17 protein-coding genes are annotated in these 17,099 nt (G+C 69.8%); 9 read left to right on the forward strand and 8 right to left on the reverse strand.

The features are described from left to right. Positions 1-49 precede the first annotated feature (49 nt). Entirely contained in the window at positions 50-487 is a 438-nt protein-coding gene (locus tag ABDW31_RS24520; RefSeq protein ID WP_062099702.1) for a DUF411 domain-containing protein, read from the forward strand. Between the two features lie 34 nt (positions 488-521). Here the strand turns inward: ABDW31_RS24520 and ABDW31_RS24525 are convergent, their stop codons facing one another. The 3 genes from ABDW31_RS24525 to ABDW31_RS24535 all read right to left on the reverse strand — a co-directional run bounded on the left by ABDW31_RS24525 (position 522) and on the right by ABDW31_RS24535 (position 3,124). Next, entirely contained in the window at positions 522-929 is a 408-nt protein-coding gene (locus ABDW31_RS24525) for a response regulator (RefSeq protein ID WP_137803446.1), read from the reverse strand. Between the two features lie 79 nt (positions 930-1,008). Beyond that, positions 1,009-1,632 (reverse strand): response regulator, encoded by a 624-nt coding sequence (locus ABDW31_RS24530; RefSeq protein ID WP_184717252.1) that lies wholly within the window; start codon positions 1,630-1,632, stop codon positions 1,009-1,011. Then, positions 1,622-3,124: a PAS domain S-box protein gene (locus tag ABDW31_RS24535; RefSeq protein WP_343699771.1), complete on the reverse strand. Its 1,503-nt coding sequence runs from the start codon at positions 3,122-3,124 to the stop codon at positions 1,622-1,624. The genes ABDW31_RS24530 and ABDW31_RS24535 overlap by 11 nt, the downstream gene beginning before the upstream one ends. A 420-nt stretch (positions 3,125-3,544) precedes the next feature. Between ABDW31_RS24535 and ABDW31_RS24540 the strand changes: the two genes are divergently transcribed. Continuing rightward, positions 3,545-5,881, forward strand: coding sequence for a heavy metal translocating P-type ATPase (locus ABDW31_RS24540; protein WP_062099706.1), 2,337 nt, complete (start codon positions 3,545-3,547; stop codon positions 5,879-5,881). 60 nt (positions 5,882-5,941) lie between these two features. Further along, complete coding sequence (locus tag ABDW31_RS24545) at positions 5,942-7,708, forward strand: oleate hydratase (protein WP_062099707.1); 1,767 nt, start codon at positions 5,942-5,944, stop codon at positions 7,706-7,708. Positions 7,709-7,739: 31 nt separating this feature from the next. Here the strand turns inward: ABDW31_RS24545 and ABDW31_RS24550 are convergent, their stop codons facing one another. The 4 genes from ABDW31_RS24550 to ABDW31_RS24565 form a co-directional block, all read right to left on the reverse strand. Continuing rightward, a complete protein-coding gene (locus ABDW31_RS24550) occupies positions 7,740-8,366 on the reverse strand; it encodes a response regulator (RefSeq protein WP_062099708.1) in 627 nt (208 codons plus the stop codon). A gap of 152 nt (positions 8,367-8,518) precedes the next feature. Then, positions 8,519-9,403 (reverse strand): ribose-phosphate pyrophosphokinase, encoded by an 885-nt coding sequence (locus ABDW31_RS24555; protein WP_062099709.1) that lies wholly within the window; start codon positions 9,401-9,403, stop codon positions 8,519-8,521. Further along, positions 9,400-10,938, reverse strand: coding sequence for a thymidine phosphorylase family protein (locus ABDW31_RS24560; protein ID WP_062099727.1), 1,539 nt, complete (start codon positions 10,936-10,938; stop codon positions 9,400-9,402). Before ABDW31_RS24560 ends, ABDW31_RS24555 begins: the two co-directional genes overlap by 4 nt. Further along, on the reverse strand, positions 10,935-12,395 hold the full coding sequence (locus ABDW31_RS24565) for an MBL fold metallo-hydrolase (protein ID WP_062099710.1): 1,461 nt from the start codon (positions 12,393-12,395) through the stop codon (positions 10,935-10,937). The genes ABDW31_RS24560 and ABDW31_RS24565 overlap by 4 nt, the downstream gene beginning before the upstream one ends. A 205-nt stretch (positions 12,396-12,600) precedes the next feature. On the opposite strand from ABDW31_RS24565, the gene ABDW31_RS24570 reads away from it, so the two are divergent. After that, a complete protein-coding gene (locus tag ABDW31_RS24570; RefSeq protein ID WP_062099711.1) occupies positions 12,601-12,870 on the forward strand; it encodes a DUF2933 domain-containing protein in 270 nt (89 codons plus the stop codon). Next, positions 12,867-13,505 carry an isoprenylcysteine carboxylmethyltransferase family protein gene (locus ABDW31_RS24575; RefSeq protein ID WP_062099712.1) on the forward strand — a complete coding sequence of 213 codons (639 nt, stop codon included), beginning with the start codon at positions 12,867-12,869 and terminating at the stop codon, positions 13,503-13,505. The genes ABDW31_RS24570 and ABDW31_RS24575 overlap by 4 nt, the downstream gene beginning before the upstream one ends. A 35-nt stretch (positions 13,506-13,540) precedes the next feature. Here ABDW31_RS24575 and ABDW31_RS24580 read toward each other — a convergent pair whose 3' ends face one another. Beyond that, positions 13,541-14,020, reverse strand: coding sequence for a DUF305 domain-containing protein (locus tag ABDW31_RS24580; protein WP_062099713.1), 480 nt, complete (start codon positions 14,018-14,020; stop codon positions 13,541-13,543). Positions 14,021-14,308: 288 nt separating this feature from the next. On the opposite strand from ABDW31_RS24580, the gene ABDW31_RS24585 reads away from it, so the two are divergent. The 4 genes from ABDW31_RS24585 to ABDW31_RS24600 all read left to right on the forward strand — a co-directional run. Beyond that, positions 14,309-14,671 carry a hypothetical protein gene (locus tag ABDW31_RS24585; protein ID WP_062099714.1) on the forward strand — a complete coding sequence of 121 codons (363 nt, stop codon included), beginning with the start codon at positions 14,309-14,311 and terminating at the stop codon, positions 14,669-14,671. Positions 14,672-14,786: 115 nt separating this feature from the next. Beyond that, positions 14,787-14,912 carry a hypothetical protein gene (locus tag ABDW31_RS24590; RefSeq protein WP_255357039.1) on the forward strand — a complete coding sequence of 42 codons (126 nt, stop codon included), beginning with the start codon at positions 14,787-14,789 and terminating at the stop codon, positions 14,910-14,912. Between the two features lie 124 nt (positions 14,913-15,036). Further along, positions 15,037-16,263, forward strand: coding sequence for a TolC family protein (locus tag ABDW31_RS24595; protein WP_066681845.1), 1,227 nt, complete (start codon positions 15,037-15,039; stop codon positions 16,261-16,263). Next, the coding region (locus ABDW31_RS24600; protein WP_343699772.1) for an efflux RND transporter periplasmic adaptor subunit at positions 16,260-17,099 on the forward strand (840 nt) is incomplete at its 3' end. The genes ABDW31_RS24595 and ABDW31_RS24600, both read left to right, overlap by 4 nt.

The following is a 17,099-nucleotide window of genomic DNA, read 5'->3' on the forward strand; positions in this document are numbered from 1 at the left end:
CGAGAGCCGCGTCCGCCACGCGCCCAGCTTCACGCCAAGGAGTCCGCCCATGAAAATCCGCCTCGCCGCCGTTCTGCTGTTGCTCGCCTTGCCCAGCGCCGCGCTGGCGGCTGGCGACATCCTGCTCTATCGCGACCCTGGATGTGGTTGCTGCGAGGCCTGGGCCCAGGCCGTCCGTGCGAAACTGGACAGAAAGGTCATCGTCAGGGATCAGGTCGCCCGCGTGCGCCTGCAGCGCCAATCCGGCCTGCCGCCGGCGCTTTCCTCCTGCCACACCGCGATCATCGACGGTTTCGTTATCGAAGGTCATGTGCCGGTCGCCGAGGTGAAGCGTCTCCTGGCCGCCCGGCCGGCTGGCGTGAAGGGGCTCGCCGTCGGCGGCATGCCGATCGGCTCGGAGGGCATGGCGGCGCCGAGCGGGGCGCGGCAACACTACGATGTCGTGGCCTTCGGGCCGGCCGGCGCGCGGGTTTTCGCCCGCTACTGACCTCCAACGGTCAGGGCCATGGGCTGGCGTCGGGTCAATGCGCGTCGCGCGACATCCCCGACTGCCGACGCAAGGCTTCGAGCACCGCCCGGCCGATCACCGGCTTGGGGATCACCTGATCGAAGCCGGCCGCGCGCGCGCGTTGCTCGAGATCCTCGTCGTAGAAGCCGGAGATCAGGATGGCGCCGCCGCGCCAGCCCTGGCGCCGGAGATGATCCAGGAGCGTCAGGCCGTCGATGTCGGGCATCCGGTAGTCGAGGATCACGCAATCGGCTTCCCTGGCGCGCGGGTCGGCCAAGAGGGCGCTGCCGGTGGTGTAGCCGCTCACCGCGTAGCCGCGGGCTCGAAGCAAGAGCAGCAGGCCGCGTCGCACGCCCGGATCATCGTCGGAGACCAGAACCGTATAGCGGCGATCGCGCGGCGAGGGACTGACCGATAACATCGCGCGATCAAAACACCCGGTTGAAGCCCGCCAAACCTCGCACGTCGGCCGTCTCCAGGTCGCTACGTAAACCTCGCAGTCACTTGGGTTTGCGGCCCATCCCGGCGGCGAAGGCGATCCTAAGCGCCTCGGACAGGTTGCGCACGTCCAGCTTGACCATCAGGCTAGCGCGGTGCACCTCCACGGTGCGCGACGAGCATCCAAGGTCATAGGCGATGGTCTTGTTGGGATAGCCCTGGGCCAAACCCTCCAGCACTTCGCGTTCCCGAGGCGTGAGGGCGGCGATGCGCACATGCGCGTCGGCGGCCTCGATCGCGCGGATGTCGGCGTCGGCGATGCGCGCGAACGCCCGCTCGACCGCGCGCAACAGCGCGGCCTTTTCGAAGGGCTTTTCCAGGAAGTCGACGGCGCCGGCCTTCATGGCCTGCACGGCGACCGACACGTCGCCATGACCCGTCAGCACGATCACCGGCATGTGGATGCCGCGCTCGGCCATGACTGTCTGCACCTCAAGGCCGTCCATCGCCGGCATGCGCACGTCGAGAATGACGCACCCCTGGGTCGTGGGCCGGGCCCGGGCCAGAAATTCGACACCCGAGGCGTAGGTCTCAACGCCAAGGCCGACCGCCTTCAACGCAAACCCGGCCGCGCGCCGGATGGCCTCTTCGTCGTCAACGAGGTGAATGACCCGCTTATCCGTCATAGTCCTCCTCCCCCGCCGCGTGGATCAAGGTGAAATGAAACCGGGCCCCGCCCAGCGCGGGCCGCTCCAACCAGATTCGCCCGCCGTGCGCTTCGATGATGGTCCGGCAGATCGAGAGCCCCAGACCCATGCCGTCGGCCTTGGTCGAGACGAACGCCGTGAAGAGCTGCTCGCCGATGTCCTCGGCGATGCCCGGCCCGCTATCCTCGACGGTGACCTCGATTAGGCCGTCGTCACGCAGGCTCGTCGCGATCCTGAGGTCGCGGATCGGCGAGTCCGCCATCGCCTCGATGGCGTTGCGCATCAGGTTGACCAGGACCTGTTGGATCTGCACCCGATCGACGAGGACGGGCGTGGCCGCCGGATCGAAGTCGAAGAAGCTGCGCACCCCCCGCTCGCGCGCGCCGACGAGCGCCAGCTGGCTAGCGTCGCCGACCACATGCGCCAGGTCGTGCAGGCTTTTCTCGACCTCGCCGCGCGCCACGAAGTCGCGCAGCCGGCGCACGATATGGCCGGCGCGCAGGGTCTCCTGCGCGGCCTCGTCCATCACCGAGCGCAAAGTGGCGAAGGGCTCGCCGGGTTCGGCCTCCAGCATGTCGCGGATGGTCTCCAGATAGAGCGAGACCGCCGCGAGGGGCTGGTTGAGTTCATGCGCCAGGGTCGAGGCCATGGTGCCCATGGCGCTCAGGCGGGAGACATGGACCAGTTCGGCCTGAAGCTCCTTCAGCTTCAGTTCGTCCCGCTCCTTGGCGGTGAGATCGCGGATGAAGCCGGTGAACAGCCGCTGGCCGTCCTCGCCGGCCTCGCCGACCGAGAGCTCCATCGGGAAAGTCGACCCGTCGCGGCGTAGGCCTACCACGACGCGGCCGACGCCAATGATCCGGCGCTCGCGGGTCTGCAGGTAGTGGGCGATGTATTCATCGTGCCGGCCACGGTCCGGCTCCGGCATCAGGCACGCGACATTGCTCCCGATCAGCTCGGCCTCGCGATAGCCGAACAGGCGCTCGGCCGCCGCGCTGAACGAGGTGATGGCGCCGGCCTCGTCGATGATGATCATCGCGTCCGGCACCGTCGCCAGGATCGATTGCAAATGCTGCTCGCGCGTTTCGATGGAGGCGCGCACCGCGGCCTCGTCGGTGATGTCGCGGGCGATGCAGGCGAAGCCGCGATGCGCGCCCGCGTCGAACAGCGGCGTGACGGTCAGGCGGGCGAGGTATTCAGCGCCGTTTTCGCAGACCCGCCAGGCCTCGCGCTCCAGCACGCCGTCGCGCAAGGCCGCGGCGAGATCCGCCCGGGGACGCCCGGCGTGGATCTCATCGGGCGGATAGAAGACATCGTGCTGCTGGCCGACGACGTGATCGGCTGACCAGCATTCGATCCGTTCGCCGCCGATATTGTAGCTCAGGACCCGTCCCGAGGCGGCAAGCAGCGTCAGGACATAGCCGCCGGCCTGGCGCAGAAACAGCCGCGCAAGCTGCTCGACGGCGGCCACGCCCGCCTCGGGGCCTTGATCCTGGTCGCGCATGCCGCCGGCTCAGGCCAGATCCGCGGCGCGCAGGCGCGGCGATGCGGCGCGAGCGCGAGCTTGGCGACACCCCGCGGGGCCGGACCGGCAGGCCGCCCGACAACGCCGCGCGCCAGCCTTCAGCCCCCACGCGCGCGGGTCCGATAGTGCATCCATGGGTCACGGTCTCGCTTGTATCCGCGGGGTCCTATCGCGTTTACGCGCGGGCCGGCCGGTCCCCTCAGAATTTCAGCGCAAAGTGCGGCCGCGCCGTTGCTTGGCGCCCGCGCGGCTTGTCGAACGCCTCGCGGCCTGTTGCCCTCTCCAGCCGCGGGTCTGAGGAGAGTACGTATTGACCCCGGCACGATCTCAGACCCTACAAGGGCTGCTGGCGAAAGGAACGCGCGGATGAACGAGACCAAGCCCACGGCGCATGGCGCCCCGGCGGCCGACCAGGTGAAGGACCCGGTCTGCGGCATGAGCGTGGACCCGGCCAAGACCGCGCACCATGCCGAGCACGCCGGCAAGCCGCACCACTTCTGCAGCGCGGGCTGCCGGGCCAAATTCATCGCCGATCCCGACCGCTATCTCGGCGCGCCGGCCGCGTCGGCCGCGTCGGCCGCGCCCGAAGGCGTCATCTGGACCTGCCCCATGCATCCGGAGATCCGCCAGGACCATCCCGGAGCCTGTCCCATCTGCGGCATGGCGCTCGAACCGGCGACGGTGACCGCCGACGCCGGTCCCAGCCATGAGCTGATCGACATGACCCGCCGCTTCTGGGTCGGTCTGGCTCTCAGCATCCCGGTGCTGATCCTCGAGATGGGCGGCCATCTATTCCCCGCGTTGCATCACATCATCCCGATGCCGGTTTCGATATGGGTCCAGTTCGCCCTGGCTACCCCGGTGGTCCTATGGGCCGGTTGGCCGTTCTTCGAGCGTGGCTGGGCCTCGCTGAAGACCCGCAACCTCAACATGTTCACGCTGATCGCCATGGGGACGGGCGTGGCCTGGATCTATAGCGTCGTCGCCACGCTCGCGCCCCAGGTCTTCCCACCCGCGTTCCAGAACACCGACGGCGTGGTGGCGGTCTATTTCGAGGCCGCGGCGGTGATCACCGTGCTGGTGCTGCTGGGCCAGGTGCTCGAACTGCGGGCGCGCGAGCGCACATCGGGCGCGATCAAGGCGCTGCTCAATCTGGCGCCCAAGACCGCGCGCCGCATCGCGGCGGACGGGTCGGAGGCGGAGGTCAGCCTCGATCTGGTGACGGTCGGCGATCGTCTGCGCGTGCGGCCCGGCGAAAAGGTCCCGGTCGACGGGGTGGTCGAGGACGGCCGTTCCTCGCTGGACGAGTCGATGGTCACCGGCGAGTCCATGCCGGTCACGAAGGCCAAGGACGACAAGGTGATCGGCGGCACGCTCAACCAGACCGGCGCGCTGGTCATCGTCGCCGACAAGGTCGGTCGCGACACCATGCTCGCCCGCATCGTCCAGATGGTCGCCGAGGCCCAGCGTTCGCGCGCGCCGATCCAGCGCATGGCCGACCAGGTCTCCGGCTGGTTCGTCCCGGTCGTCATCGGCGTGGCGGTCCTGGCCTTCATCGCCTGGAGCGTCTGGGGGCCCGAGCCGCGCTTCGCCTACGGACTCGTGGCCGCCGTCGCCGTCCTGATCATCGCCTGTCCCTGCGCGCTGGGGCTCGCCACGCCGATGTCGATCATGGTCGGCGTCGGCCGGGGCGCGGGCGTCGGCGTCCTGATCAAGAACGCCGAAGCGCTCGAGCATATGGAGAAGGTCGACACGCTGGTCGTCGACAAGACCGGCACGCTGACGGAGGGCCGCCCGGCGGTCACGCAGGTCGTGCCCGCGGCGGGGTTTGACGAGGTCGAACTGCTGCGGCTGGCCGCGTCCGTCGAACGGGCGTCCGAACATCCGCTGGCGCTGGCCATCGTCGAAGCGGCCAAGGCGCGCGGCGTCGCGGTCGCCGAGGTCAGCGATTTCGATTCCCCGACCGGGCGCGGCGCGCTGGGAACCGTCGAGGGCCGCCGCATCGTGCTCGGCAACGCCCGGTTCCTGGCCGACGAGGGCGTCGCGACCGAGGCCCTGGCGGAGCAGGCCGACGCCCTTCGCCGCGACGGGGCCACGGCGATCTTCATCGGCGTCGACGGCCGGGTCGGCGGCGCCTTCGCCATCGCCGACCCCGTCAAGGCGACCACGCCCGAAGCCTTGGCCGCCCTCAAGGCCGAAGGCATCCGGGTGGTGATGCTGACGGGCGACAACCGCACCACGGCCGAGGCGGTCGCGCGGCGTCTGGGCATCGAGGAAGTGGAAGCCGAGGTCCTGCCCGACCAGAAGAGCGCCGTCGTCGCGCGTCTCAAGCGCGAGGGGCGCGTGGTCGCCATGGCCGGAGACGGCGTCAACGACGCGCCGGCCCTCGCCGCGGCCGATGTCGGCATCGCCATGGGCTCGGGGACCGATGTGGCGATCGAGAGCGCGGGCGTCACCCTCCTCAAGGGCGACCTCAACGGCATCGTCAAGGCGCGGCGGCTGAGCCAGGCGACCATGTCCAACATCCGCCAGAACCTGGTCTTCGCCTTCATCTACAACGTCGCGGGCGTGCCCGTGGCGGCCGGCGTGCTCTATCCGCTGTTTGGCATCCTGCTCTCGCCGATCATCGCGGCCGCGGCGATGGCGCTGTCCTCGGTCAGCGTGGTCACCAACGCGCTGCGGCTCAATCGGCAGAAGATATGAGCATGCGCGCTCGTCCCGAAGCCGCCGCCCAAACCGCTCGCCGCCCCTAGGAGCCCGCCAATGCATTACAGCCGCGGAAATTATGAAGCGTTCGTCCGTCCCCGCAAGCCGGAGCGGGCCGACAGGGCGACGGCCTGGTTCGTCGGCGCGGGCCTCGCCGGCCTGGCGGGCGCGGCCTTCCTCATCAGGGACGGCGGCGTCGCGGGCGAGCGCATCACGCTTCTCGAGGAGTTGGAGCTTCCCGGCGGCGCCCTTGATGGCCTGGACGTGGCGGAAAAGGGGTTCGTCATCCGCGGCGGGCGCGAGATGGAGGCGCATTTCGAGTGCCTCTGGGATCTCTACCGCTCGATCCCCTCGCTCGAGATCGAAGACGCCAGCGTCCTCGACGAATTCTACCGGCTCAACAAGGACGATCCGAACGTCTCGCTGCAGCGGGTCACGCAGAGCCGCGGGCAGGATGTGCCCGACAAGGCGCTGCTGACGCTGAACGACAAGGCCCAACGAGAGCTCCTCTCCGTCTTCCTGGCGACCCGCGAAGAGATGGAGAACAAGCGGATCAACGAGGTGTTCGGCCCCGATTTCCTGAAGAGCAATTTCTGGCTGTTCTGGCGTACGATGTTCGCGTTCGAGGAGTGGCATTCGGCCCTGGAGATGAAACTCTATCTCCACCGCTTCATCCACCACATCGGCCAGCTCGCCGACTTCTCGTCGCTCAAGTTCAACCGGTACAATCAATACGAGTCGATGGTCCTGCCGCTGGTCAAGTGGCTGCAGGATCAGGGCGTCCGGTTCCGCTACGGCGTTCAGGTCACCGACATCGATTTCGCGATCGACGCCGAACGCAAGCAGGCGACGCGGATCGGCTGGATCGAGAAGGGCGCCGAGGGCGGCGTCGATCTTGGCCCCGACGATCTGGTGTTCATCACCATCGGGTCGCTGACCGAAAATTCCGACAGCGGCGACCATCAGACCCCGGCCAAGCTGAATCAAGGCCCGGCGCCCGCCTGGGACCTGTGGCGGCGCATCGCGGCCAAGGACCCGGCCTTCGGACGTCCCGACGTGTTCGGGGCCCATATTGCGCAGACCAAATGGGCGTCGGCGACCATCACCACGCTCGACGCGCGTATTCCGCAGTACATCCGCAAGATCGCCAAGCGCGATCCGTTCAGCGGCAAGGTGGTCACCGCCGGCATCGTCACGGCCAAGGATTCGAGCTGGCTGCTGAGTTGGACGGTCAGCCGCCAGCCCCATTTCAAGAAGCAGCCGAAGGACCAGCTCGTGGCCTGGTTCTACGCCCTGTTCGTCGATCGGCCCGGCGACTATGTGAAAAAGCCGATGCAGGCCTGCACTGGCGAGGAGATCACCCAGGAATGGCTCTATCACCTCGGCGTCCCGGTCGAGGATATCGCCGATCTCGCGGCGAGCGGCGCCAGGACCGTGCCGGTGATGATGCCCTATATCACCGCCTTCTTCATGCCCCGCCAGGCCGGAGACCGGCCGGACGTGGTCCCGGCGGGGGCCGTCAATTTCGCCTTCATCGGCCAGTTCGCCGAGTCCAAGCAGCGCGACTGCATCTTCACCACGGAGTATTCGGTCCGCACGCCGATGGAGGCGGTCTACACGCTGCTCGATGTCGAGCGCGGCGTGCCCGAAGTGTTCAACTCGACCTATGACATTCGCACTCTGCTCGCCGCCGTCGCGCCGCTGCGGGATGGCGAGGGCATCGAGATCCCCGGCCCCGCCATCCTGCGCAAGCTGCTGCTGAAGACGCTGGAAGGCACCGAGATCGCCAAGCTGGTCGAGCGGTTTCATCTGATCGCGGACTAGCGATCGCCGGGGCGGCCGCCGCGGCGAGCGTCTAGGCTCGCGGCGGCCGTCCCATCCCCGCCGCGAAGGCGATCCGCAGGGTCTGGGCCAAGGTCTGGACGCCGAGCTTGCGTGCCAGGCTCGCGCGACAGACCTCGACCGTGCGCGAGGAGATCCCGAGATCATAGGCGATGGCCTTGTTCGCGCGCCCCTGGGCGAGACCTTCGAGGACATCCCGCTCGCGCGGCGACAGAGCCTCGACGCGGCCCTGCGCCTCGGCTTCCTCGGCCGCCCGGCCATCGGCCCGGTCGATGCGCGCGAAGCCGCGATGGAGCGCTTCGAGCAGCATGGCCTTTTCAACAGGCTTGGCCAGGAAGTCGACGGCCCCGGCCCGCATCGCCCGGACCGCCAGGGCGACATCGCCATTGCCGGTCAGCACGACGACCGGCATGTCGACGCCGATATCGGCCAGGGCGACCTGAACCTCAAGCCCGCCCAGGCCCGGCATCTGCATGTCCAGGATGACGCAGCCGATCTTGGCCTGCGTCGCGACGGCCACAAACGCCGTCCCCGACGGATAGGTCTCGACGCTGAAGCCCGTGGCGCGGAGCATGAAGCCGACCGACCGCTGGATCGTCTCCTCGTCGTCGACGATATGAACGACACGCTTGTCCCCCATGGGCCTCCTCAGGCGAACTGAGCGGGCGCCAGGCTGCAGCGGCGAATGCGGCGCCGCTTCGCGGACGCCTTGTGCGGGTTGGACCGGGGTCCAGGGTCAAGAGGCTTCGCCGTTCGCCTCCCGGCGGCTGGCCGAGGATTGGCGAACGCCGTTCACAGCAGGGCGCGCACGGCCTGGGCGATCGCCGGCGTCATGTCGATGGCGTTCGACGCATGGGCGACCGTGTTGGTGCTGACGATGCGCGCGACGTGTTCGCCCAGGACCTGGGCGGCGTCGCCGGCGAACAGCGCATGCACCACGACGCAGTCCGGCGGCGCAAAACCCAGGGCCTTGAGCTGGCGGGCCGCGACGGCGAGCGTGCGGCCCGACGAGGCGATGTCGTCGACGAGCACGGCTTGGCGGCCCAGGAAGGCGCCGGCGTTGGGGATCGAGATGTCGACCTCACGATCCCCGGACCGCTGCTTTTGGCAGACCAGGAACGGCGCGTCGGCGCCGGCCGCCACCTGCGCCACCCACTGCTCGCTCTCCAGATCGGGCCCGACGATCACCGGTCGGGCGACGTTCCGCCTGATCCACGACGCCATGAGCGGCGCGGCGTGAACGAGCTGGCTGGGGATTCGGTAGATCTCCGCCAGGGCGTGATGGCGGTGCAGGTGGGGATCGACGGTCACCAGCCAGTCGAGGTGGCGCGAGAGCACCGCCGCGAAAATACGCGACGTGACCGCCTCGCCCGGATGGAAACGGGTGTCCTGGCGCATGTAGGCCAGATAGGGCGCGATCAGGCCCACCCCGCGCGCGCCAAGCTCGCGCAGCGTGTCCGCCGCGAAGAGCAGCGGCGGCAATTTCGCGTCCGGACGCTCGAGGCCGCAGACCAGGATGACATCGCGCTCGGTGACGTCGCTGTCGATCCGAAGGTAGGTCTCGCCATCTGGAAACTGGCGCTGCAGCAGGACCCCTGCCTCCGCGCCGAGCGCTGGGCCAAGGGCTTGGGCCAGGCGCTCGCCGCCGTCCAAGGCGAAGACGATCGGCGGCGTCATGGCGCCGCGATCGCGAAGATCGCCCCGTCGCTCAAGGCGAAGGCGGCCGCATAGTCCAGTTCTCCGGGGCTCTCGGCGTGAAGGGTGCACAAGGGCGACCCCGCGACGATCGACTGGCCGAGCCGGGCGTGGACCGCCACCCCGGCCGCCTTGGCCATCGGCGCGCCCGCGAGCTTGGCGACGGTCGCGAGTTTGCGGTTGTCGATGCTGGCGATCCGGCCGCTGGAGGGCGCGGTCAGGTCTCGCTGGAAGCGGGCGACCGGCGGCGAGCGCATGCCGCCTTGGGCCTGGCAGATGCGCTTGAACTTGGCCCAGGCGCGGCCGCTCTCGAGGCTTTGCCGCGCGCGCGCGAGGCCAGCGCCAGGGGCCGCCACGCCCGCCAGCTCGAACAATCCCCCGGCCAGTTCACAGGCCCTATGGGCGAGATCCTCGACGCCGGGCTCGCCTTGAAGCACGGCCAGTATGTCCAGCGCCTCCAGCGCCGGCCCGATGCCGCGTCCGATCGGCTCAGCCCCAGGGCCATACATCACCCGCGTGCGCAGGCCGAAGGCGGCGGCCACCGAGGTGAGCGCCGCCTCGAGATCCCGCGCGGCCTCCAGGCTCCGCACCTTGGCGGTCGGTCCCACAGGAACGTCGATCACCAGGTGGGTCGCGCCGGCGGCGATCTTCTTGGACAGCACCGAGGCCACCAGCTGGCCGACCGCGTCGATGTCGAGCGCCCGCTCGACGCCAATGATCACGTCGTCGGCCGGGCTCAACCGAACCGCCCCGCCCCAGGCGATGCAGCCCCCCTCGCGCGCCACCACCCGGCGGATCGCGGCGATGTCGAGGTCGACGGGCGCCAGAACCTCCATGGTGTCGGCGGTGCCGGCCGGTGAGGTGATCGCGCGCGAGGAGGTCTTGGGCATGACCAGGCCTTCGGCCGCCATGATCGAGACGATGATCGGCGTGGTGCGGTTGCCCGGCAAGCCGCCGACGCTGTGCTTGTCGACGACGATCGGCCCAGGCCAGCTCAACTGCTCGCCGACCTCGACCATGGCCTTGGTCAGTCCGATCGTCTCGGCCTGATCGAGCGGCGCCGCCGAACAGGCGGTGACGAACGCCGAGAGGTGGACGTCGCTATAGCGATGCTCGGCGATATCCGCGACGATCGCCGAAAAGGCCGCCTGGCTCAGGCGCTCTCCATAGATCCGGCGGCGCACCGCCCGCAGCGAGGCCAACGGCGGAGCGTGGGCGACCTCCACGCGGTCGCCCGCCTTGACCCCGAGCCGGGCCCATGCGGTCTCGGAAAGGCCGATCTCGCCGGGGTCTGGCGTGTCGCCCGAGCTGTGCAACAAGGACACCACCGCCTCGCGGCCGCCGGCGCGCAGGACGACCTGGGCGCGCGACCCCAGGCCCTCGGACCGGCAGACCGGGCAGTCGTGCCGCATCACCGCGATCATGTCGCCGCCAGCCGCGGTGAGCCCCATGCGACGCGCGCGCAGCGTGGCCGACGCCGGCCTCGCGTCGGCCTGCTCGTGCCTTGGGACGCTCACGCCAGCCGCCCCCAGCTGCCGAGGGTCGGGACGGTGCAAGGCCAGCCGTGTTCCTCGCCGATGCGCTTGGCCAGGACCTGCGCGCCGGCCGGCTCGCCATGGGTGACATAGACATGCCGCGGCGCCGCCTGCATGGCGCCCAGCCACCGCATGAGCTCGTCGCTGTCGGCGTGGGCCGACAGCATGGTCAGGTTCGCCACCTCGGCGTGGACGGGGACGTGTTCGCCGTGGATCTTGATCGTCCGGGCCCCCGAGACGAGCGCAGCGCCGCGCGTGCCGGCCGCCTGGAAGCCGGAGAACAGGATGAGGTTGCGCTCATCCGGGGCGAACCGCTTGAGATGGTGCACGACGCGGCCACCGGTCGCCATGCCGCTGGCCGAGATGATCACCTTGGGGGTGGCGTCCGCGGTCAGCGCCTTGGATTCCTCGACTTCGCGCACATAGTGCGCGACGCCGCACGCGGCTTCGCATGCCGCGCGGCTCAGCCTGTGTTCGTCCATGAAATCACACATCAGCCCGCTGGCGTCGATCGCCATCGGGCTGTCCAGATAGATCGGCGCATCACGCAGCCGGCCGTCCGCGCGCAGACGGGACAGATGATAGAGCAGCGATTGGACGCGACCGACCGCGAAGGCGGGGATCACCACGGTTCCCCCGCGTCGGATGCACCGTTCGATATGGTCTCCCAGCGCCCGCGACGGATCCACGCGGTCATGGCGGCGGTCGCCATAGGTGGATTCGACGATGACGTAGTCGGCCCGCGCCGGCGGTTCGGGGTCCTTGATCACCGCGTCGTCATAGCGCCCGATATCGCCCGAGAAGAGAACCGACCGGCCCTTCCAGTCGATCTCGATCGACGCCGCGCCGAGGATGTGGCCGGCGCGATGGTAGCGCGTCCTGATCCCGTCGGCGAGCGAGCGCCATTCGCCAAACCCGATGGTCTCGAACAGCCGCAGGGCCAGGCGCGCGTCGGCCTCCGTGTAGAGCGGCAGCGCCGGATCGTGGCGCGAGAAGCCGTGGCGGTTGGCGAACTCCGCGTCCTTCTCCTGGATGCGCCCGCTGTCGGCGAGCAGCAGTTGGCAAAGGGCCGCCGTGGCCGGCGTGCTGAGGACGGTCCCATCCCATCCCAGGCGGGCCATGCGTGGCAGGGCGCCCGAATGGTCGAGATGGGCGTGGGTGAGCAGCACCTGCTCGACGTCGGCCACCTCGGGCGCAAGCGGCGCCCAGTTGAGGCGGCGCAGGTCCTTGGCCCCCTGGAACAGACCGGAATCGACCACGATCCGGGTCTGGCCGTCGTCCAGCAGGTAGCGCGAGCCCGTCACCGTGCCCGACGCGCCGAGGAAGGCCACGGCAAGGCCGCCGGCCGGCCGCTCGGCAAGGTCGATGCGCGCTTCGCGTTCAAGGGCGGCCGTTCCGAAATTGCCGTGGAGCCGTTGCTTCTTCCTGTTCCTGTGCATGGGCGGCTTGCCTCTGGTGATGATGCTCGCCGCGCAGCCTTTCAGGCTCGGTCGCCGCGGGCCAATACGCAAAGGCCGCAGACATCGCCGCCTGCCTCCGGGGACCCGCGGGCGCCGCCCCCACCCGCCGCTGCGGCCTCTACCTATACTTGGCGCCCGGGTCGCGGGCCTATGATAGGGCGTCAAGGCCTGAAGTGAGCGATCCATGGATGTTCAACACCAAAAGCTGCGTCGGCGCGGAACGATCGTCCTGGTCGGGTTCCTGCTGATCGCCGGCTTCTTCCTGACCACCGAGCACGCCGCGCATGTGCTCGGCGTCTTGCCCTATCTGCTCCTACTGGCCTGTCCGCTGATGCACCTGTTCATGCACCATGGCCATGGCGCCCATCAGCACGGGCGAGAGGACGCGCCCGGCCGCATCCCGGCGGACGCGCCGGCCAATCCCAACGAACCGGTCGAGAGGCAGCGGCGATGACCCATCCCGGTTACGGCTACGGCCTCTGGGGACTGGCTTTGGTCAACGCCGCCGTCTTCATCCTGTTCGCGTTCAGCTTCTTCAAGCCCGCGACCGGCCGCGACTGGCGCAGCTTCGGCGCGTTCAGCGCCTTTATCGTCGCCCTGTTCGCCGAGATGTACGGCTTCCCCCTGACCATCTTCCTGCTCTCGGGATGGCTGCAGTCGCGTTTTCCCAGTGTCGACTGGTGGAGCCACGACGCCGGCCACCTGCTGGAGATGATGTTCGGCTGGCGGGTCAATCCCCACTTCGGACCGTTCCATATCGCCAGCTTCGTGCTGATCGGGACCGGGTTCTGGCTGATCTCGGTCGGCTGGGTGGCGCTGCACGCCCGTCAGCGCCACCGGGAGCTGGCCACCACGGGGGTCTACGCCAGGGTGCGCCATCCCCAGTACGCCGGCTTCATCCTGGTGATGCTAGGCTTCCTGCTGCAGTGGCCCACGCTGTTGACGCTGGCGATGTTCCCCGTGCTGGTGGTGATGTACGTCCGCCTGGCCCGTCACGAGGAGCAGGCGGCGCTGGCGCAGTTCGGCGACGCCTATCGCGACTACAGGGCGCGGGTTCCCGCCTTCATCCCCCGCTGGCCGTTGCGTTGACCCCCGCCATCGCCGCGGGGGCGACCGGGCGATGCTCAGCGAAGGGGCGCGAGCATGGCGCTCATCTGGTCGATCTCCTGCTGCTGGCCCTTGATGATCGTGGCGCAAAGGCTGCGGATCTCAGGATCCTTCACCGGCGCGCGTCCGCACATCAGGATCGCGCCAGCGTGATGCGGGATCATCGAGCGCAGGAACTCGCGGTCGCCGACCAGCCACTGCTGGCGAATGGCCGCAAAGCACAAGACCCCGATGACGAGGCTGGACGCGACCAAGCCGCGGTTGAGGCCCTTACGCGGATACATCATGCCCATGAGCACGAGTTCGAGCATGACCATCGGCGCGGTCATCAGGCCGGCCATGTAGGCCTGGTTGAAGCTTGGATGGATGTTCGCGGCCCTGTCGACCATGGCGTACATCAGGACATACATGGCCAGGAACGACAGCACGGTCATGGCGGCCAGGCGCAGGTAGGGCCTGTGGTGTTGATGGTCTTTGGGCGCGTGGTGCTCGGCCATGACTGTTTTCCGCTCCTGGAGCCCGGCGCAACCACGCGCCGGGGCGAGGTTTTCCAGCGGGTTGCGATGCTCCCACAACCGGCGAACGGCGCCCCCGTTCCGCCTCTGAAAATATTCACCGCGACCGCGCCAAAGGTCGAGGGATGGTCCAGGCCGCTGCGTATTGGACCAGATGGCGGCTTTCAGGCCCCGCCTCCAAGCCGTCGCCAGTCCGCGCGCGTCGCGGCAAATCGCATTCGGGGATTGTCCGGACATGACGAGGCCGTGTGACCGCGCTAAGCTCGCCCGATGCTAAGGCATGCGCTCGCTTTCCTGGCCGCCGTGGCCCTCGCGTTCAGTCCGCTGGCGGTCAACGCCGCGCGGGCTGATTGCGACATGGCCGGCATGGACGCGATGAGCATGATCGCCATGGCCCCCGCCGGCGACGACGTGGCCCAGGCCGAGCCCTGCTGCGATCACGGCAAGACCATGTCGGCCAAGGATTGCGCCAAGGCCTGCGCGATCAGTTGCGCCCTGTCCGTTGCGGCCCCCTGCCCGGGCTCGGAGACCCCGATCGCCGTCGGCTATCGCGTCGAGACCCGCTGGTCCAACACCAGCGGCCGCACCCACCGCCTCATCCCCGAAGATCCGCCCCCCCGAACGATCGCCTAGGACCGGCCCGAGGGCCGATCCCCGCCATCGCTGGTTTCACGCCCCGGTCCTGCCGGGCGCGCGTGATCGCCCGCGCTTTCGCCGGCTGGCTTTTCGATCTTCAAGGATGACCTTCATGTCTCCCCGCCTTCCCGCGCTGGCGCTCGTCTCCGGCCTAGCTTCCGCGACGACCGTCTCGGCCGCCACGCCACGCGCCTGCGGCTATTTGCGGGCCGCCCAACCGGCCTGCCTGGCTCGCTAGCTCGGCCGGGACGGGTGGGGCCGATCCCCTGTCTTCGCCCGTCCCGTCCGGCCCCGGCGAAGCGGCTGCAAACGCTTCGCCGGGGCGCTGGCCCCTCACGGCTTCCTCCAGGATTTTCGTCTCCATGCGTATTCTCCCCCTTCTGGCCGGGCTGAGCTTGGCGAGCGTCGCCCACGCCGCGCCCCTGACCTACGCCCAGAGCCTCGACGCGGCCGCGGCCAATGCGCCGGCGCTGCGCGCCGCGGCCCTGCAGGTCGAGGCCGCCAAGGCCTCGGCCAAGGCGGCCGGCGCCCTGCCCGATCCCAAGCTCGCCGTCGGCCTCGACAACTTCCCGGTCTCGGGGCCGCCGGCCGGCCGGTTCGGAACCGACGAGATGACCATGGGCAAGGTCGGCTTCAGCCAGGACATGCCCAGCGCCGCCAAGCGCCAGGCGCGGATCGGCCGGGCGCAGGCCGACATCGTCGCGGCCGGGGCCGAGGGCGCGGTCGAGGCCCGCCAGGTCCGGGTCGCCACGGCGCTGGCCTGGATCGAACTGCTCTACGCCCAGCGCAAGCTCGCCGCCCTGGACGGGGTGGTCGCCCAGCTGGCTCCCCTGTGGAGCGCCGCCCCGTCCGGCGTCGCGTCCGGACGCTCGCGGCCCGCCCAGGCGCTGGAGGCCGCGCAGATGCGCGCGGCCCTGGCGGATCGCCGCAGCGAGGCGGTCTCGGCCCTGGGAAGGGCCCGTGCGGCCCTGACCCGCTGGACCGGAGATCCCGACCCCGAGGCGCTCGGTCCGGCGCCCGACCTCGATCTCCCCCCCGCCAGTCTTCGGGCCGCGATCGACCGCCATCCCGCCGTGCTGGCCAAGGACGCCGCCGCCCGCCAAGCCCAGGCCGACGTCGCCCTGGCCAAGGCCGACAAGCAGCCCGACTGGAGCTGGGAAGTGGCCTACCAGCGCCGCGACCCGATGTTCGGCGACATGGTCTCGGCCGGGGTCAGCATCAGCCTGCCGCTGTGGGGCAAGAGCCGCCAGGATCCGATGATCGCCGCGCGCACCGCCAGCGCCGGCCGCGCCGACGCCCAGCGCGAGGACGCCCGCCGAGCGCTGAGCGCCCAGCTCGAGGCCGATCTGGCCGACCACGTCATGCATCACGAGCAATGGCTGCGGGCCCGCGACACGCTGCTGCCGCTGGCCAAGCAGCGGGCCCAGCTGGAGACCGCCGCCTATGGCTCCGGCGCGGCCGGTTTGCCCGACGTGCTGATCGCCTTCTCGAGCCTGGCCGAGGCCCAGCTCACCACCCTAGATCGCGAGGCCGCCGTCGCCATCGACGCCGCCCGCCTGACCCTCACCTACGGAAGCGACGATCAATGACCCCCTCCCCCTCGATGAAGGCCCTGCTCGGCGCCGGCGCCGCCCTGGTCGTGCTGGCCGGGGCCGGCGGCTATGGCCTGGCCCGCCTGACCGCCAAGCCGCCGATGCCGGCGACCTCGGCCGACAGCCGCAAGGTGCTCTACTGGTACGACCCGATGGTCCCGGCCCAGCACTTCGACAAACCGGGCAAGTCGCCGTTCATGGACATGCCGCTGACGCCCAAATACGCCGGCGAGGCCGAAACCAGTGGTCCGGCGGCGGGGGTGCGGATCGACCCCTCGGCCGCCCAGAACCTCGGCTTCCGGCTGGCGACCGTGGAGGAAGGCGCGCTTTCCAGCGGCCTGACCGCCACCGGGATCGTCGACTTCAACCAGCGTGACGTCGCCGTCGTCCAGGCCCGCAGCGGCGGTTTCGTGCAGCGGGTTTATGGCCGCGCGCCGGGCGACGTGATCGCCGCCGGCGCGCCGCTGGCCGACCTGTTGGTTCCCGAATGGGGCGGCGCCCAGGCCGAATATCTGGCGGTCCGGCGCACCGGAGACGCGGCCCTGAGCGCCGCCGCCCGCCAGCGCCTGCGCCTCTTGGGCATGCCCGACGGCGTGGTCGCCGGTCTCGACCGAGACGGGCGGCCGCGCACCACGATCACCATCACCGCGCCGCTCGGCGGGGTCGTTTCCAAGCTCGACGTGCGCGCCGGCATGACCGTGGGCGCGGGCCAGACCCTGGCCGAGATCAACGGCCTCTCGAGGGTCTGGGTCACGGCCGCCGTGCCCGAGGCGCAGGCCGGGCAGCTGCGTCCGGGCCAGGGCGTTGGCGTCACCCTGGCGGCCTATCCGGGC

The sequence above is a fragment of the Caulobacter sp. genome (genome assembly GCF_039596335.1).
Lineage (GTDB): Bacteria > Pseudomonadota > Alphaproteobacteria > Caulobacterales > Caulobacteraceae > Caulobacter.